Genomic DNA, 2,754 nt, shown 5'->3' on the forward strand with positions numbered 1-2,754 from the left:
TCCACCTCACCGAGGAGACGGCCCGCCACAACGGCCACCTGGACATCCTGCGCGAGATGCTCGACGGCACGACCGGCGACTAGATCCGGCAAAGATCATGGGCGGAGCCGGAGCCGGATCGAGGCGAGGGTGAGCGTGCCCTGGACGATGGAGCCGCGCGTGTCGAATCTCCTGGCCACGGCCCGGCAGTTGCTGAGCGCGTTGATCGCCTGCTCGACTTCGTTCCTTCGCCTGTAGATCGTCTTGTCGAAGCCGATGGGTCGGCCGCCATGGCTACCGCCGGCTTGGCGGTTGGCCCGCTGGTTGTTCGTCGTTCCCTTTGCGCCTGATGCCGCGGTTTTACGGTGTCCCGCTCGCGCCCGCGGCTCGGTGAGCTGCGGTCAGCGTGTCGAGGTGCGGCGGGCGGCGAGGTGTTCGGCGGCCTGCCGGCACCAGTCTGGGGTCCTCTTTCGGCGCGGGTCACTCGGCCTGGGCTCGGGTACGCCCTCGTCGGCAAGGTGCCGCGGGCTCAACACGGCCTGGCGGCGGAGGCGTTCCAGGCCGAGGCCAGCCAGGTCAGGTCGGCATCGGCCCGGCGGCGGGCGGTCTGCTCGCGGGTGAGCAACTGCTCGGTCTTGGTCAGCACGAGGGTGTACGGGCGTCCCTGCCTTCTGGTCTAGTGGCGTACCGGGAGCTCGGCTGACTCGATCTTGGTGTGCACGTGCCGGCGCCCGTCCTTCGCCAGCGGCCATTCCAGGGACGCGCAGTGAGCGGGAAGCGAGGAACGTCTCCAGGGTGGCGCACAGTCCGCAGCCGCAACCGGTCCAGGCGATCGACCAGTCGTCCGCGGCACGTAGCTGTCGTGCGGTGATTGCGCGGAGCCGGTCCGCGCAGTCGCGCGCGAGCGCGTCGAGCCCTGCCGCGCGCCGGGTGTCCGTCGGCAGTGTGTGCGCCGCATGGCGCAGCATCGGTATCAAGGGTTTTACCTCCTGCCAGGTCGCCTCCCGCCATGCGGTGATCGCGTCCTCGTCGCACTCGGCGGCGGGCCGGGCGGGCATCTGCACGCTGTAGCCCATCCGGTGCAGCAGCCGGGTCACTTCGGAGACGCTGTAGGAGATGTGGAACCTCCGCCCGATCAGCGTGCGCACCCGGGCGGCGGTCCACACCTGGTCGTCCGCCCAGCCGTGTGCAGCCGGTCCTTCGTCCAGCCAGGCGGCAAGTCTGACCTGTAGGTGGGGGCTGAGCCGGCAGTCGTAGCCCGGGGCCCCCTTGGAGCGCAGGGCCTCCCACCCGCCCGCCTTCCAGGCACGACGCGGAGACGGCAGGAGACAGAAACCGGGGCGCCCGGCACGGCGAACGGGTCCACGCCGTCGATCAGAACGGTGGGCGAGCCGGTCATTCCCAGCCGCGCCGCCTGCTCGTGATCGCCCACCTCGACCAGCTCCACCTTCGCGCTGCGGCCGTCGAGCGCGCGGGCGATCCGCTCGTGAACCACCGGGGCGTTGGGATAGTCCGGCACGGTCAGCACGGTGATACGCATGGGGTCGTCCTCGCAGGTCAATGCCTCTATGCCGGACGTTAGACCTTCCACTGCACAGGAAGGTTCAGCCGTACGCTGGCAGGTATGCGCATCAGCGCGGTGGCCGCCGTCTGGATCGCGTCCCATGAAGTGCCCTTGTCGTGGTGTAGCGGATCAAGGTGTGGGCGTGCGCGGGTGTCTGCCGGGGGCGCACGCCTGATGGGGGTGGCCGCTCCTTCCGCATCTCGGGGGAACCTCACTGCCGTTGCTCTGCACGGATGAGCGGAGGACACCATGCGGCCCATGGTTCCGGTAGAGACCGTGTAGTGCAGTAAAAGGGTGGAATGACCGGAGGGAACTGTTCATACTCGAACGGAATGTGATCTGTATGGCTTCCGACTTCGAAGGCAAGAAACTCGTCGCGATCGGCGGCGCCAGCGGCATGGGCCTCAAAACCGCGCAGAACGTCATCGAGAAGGGCGGCAGCGCGGTCATCATCGGCCGCCCGGGCCAGAAACTCGACGACGCAGTGGCAAACCTGTCACGCTCGGGCAGCGCATGGTCGATCGCAGCCGACCTGACGAACTGGGGCCAGGTCGTCGAGGCGCAGATGCAGCTGGCGCAGAACCACTCCGACGCTACTCTCCTCGTCAACTCTGCGGGGTTCTTCCTACCCAAGCCCTTCCTCGACTTCGAGGTCGCGGACTACGACTCCTATCACGACCTGAACAGGTCAACGTTCTTCCTGACACAGACCGTCGTCCGGGGCATGATCGCCGGTGGTCAAGGCGGCGCCATCGTCAACGTCGGCAGCATGTGGGCGCACCAGGCACTCGCCGTGACACCCTCGTCGGCCTACTCGATGGCCAAGGCGGGCCTGCACGCTCTCACGCACAACCTGGCCATGGAACTCGCCGGCAACGGCATCCGGGTGAACGCCGTGGCTCCCGCCGTCACCGATACACCGCTGTTTGCAAAGGTTTTCCCTGCCGACCAGCTGCAGGGGTCGCTGGAGCAGCTCAGCGGCCTGCACCCGCTCGGCCGGATCGGCACCCCCCAGGACATCGCCTCCGCCATCACCTTCCTCCTATCATCGGACTCCAGCTGGACCACCGGCGCCATCCTCAACGTTGACGGCGGGGTCATGGCTGGCCGCAACTAAGAAGCTGTTGTCTTTCCGGACTTGAGGACTGCGTTTTTGCTGGTCGGGTATAGGGTCGGCGATCCCGTGGGAGTGGTGGCGTGTCGTGTCGTCG

Annotated in this window: 2 protein-coding genes and 2 pseudogenes; 2 read left to right on the forward strand and 2 right to left on the reverse strand. The window is 67.6% G+C overall.

Annotated features, from left to right (window positions below):
• Positions 1-83: DUF664 domain-containing protein (locus ABZ904_RS50980; RefSeq protein WP_361831152.1), on the forward strand; the 83-nt coding region annotated here is incomplete at its 5' end.
• Between the two features lie 12 nt (positions 84-95).
• On the opposite strand, the pseudogene ABZ904_RS50985 reads toward ABZ904_RS50980, so the two are convergent.
• Together ABZ904_RS50985 and ABZ904_RS50990 are read right to left on the reverse strand one after the other, a co-directional pair.
• Positions 96-305 (reverse strand): annotated as a pseudogene (locus ABZ904_RS50985) (IS5/IS1182 family transposase); the annotation flags it as partial.
• A gap of 684 nt (positions 306-989) precedes the next feature.
• Positions 990-1,145 (reverse strand): annotated as a pseudogene (locus tag ABZ904_RS50990) (winged helix-turn-helix domain-containing protein); the annotation flags it as partial.
• Positions 1,146-1,886: 741 nt separating this feature from the next.
• On the opposite strand from ABZ904_RS50990, the gene ABZ904_RS50995 reads away from it, so the two are divergent.
• Positions 1,887-2,660, forward strand: a complete 774-nt coding sequence (locus ABZ904_RS50995) for an SDR family oxidoreductase (RefSeq protein ID WP_361831149.1) — start codon at positions 1,887-1,889, stop codon at positions 2,658-2,660.
• The last annotated feature ends 94 nt before the right edge of the window (positions 2,661-2,754 follow it).

This window comes from Streptomyces sp. NPDC046900, from assembly GCF_040644975.1.
GTDB lineage: Bacteria > Actinomycetota > Actinomycetes > Streptomycetales > Streptomycetaceae > Streptomyces.

Bases quoted from the DNA above. Each gene is read 5' to 3' on its own strand.
- ABZ904_RS50995 (WP_361831149.1), top strand. From the start codon at position 1,887: ATGGCTTCCGACTTCGAAGGCAAGAAACTCGTCGCGATCGGCGGCGCC.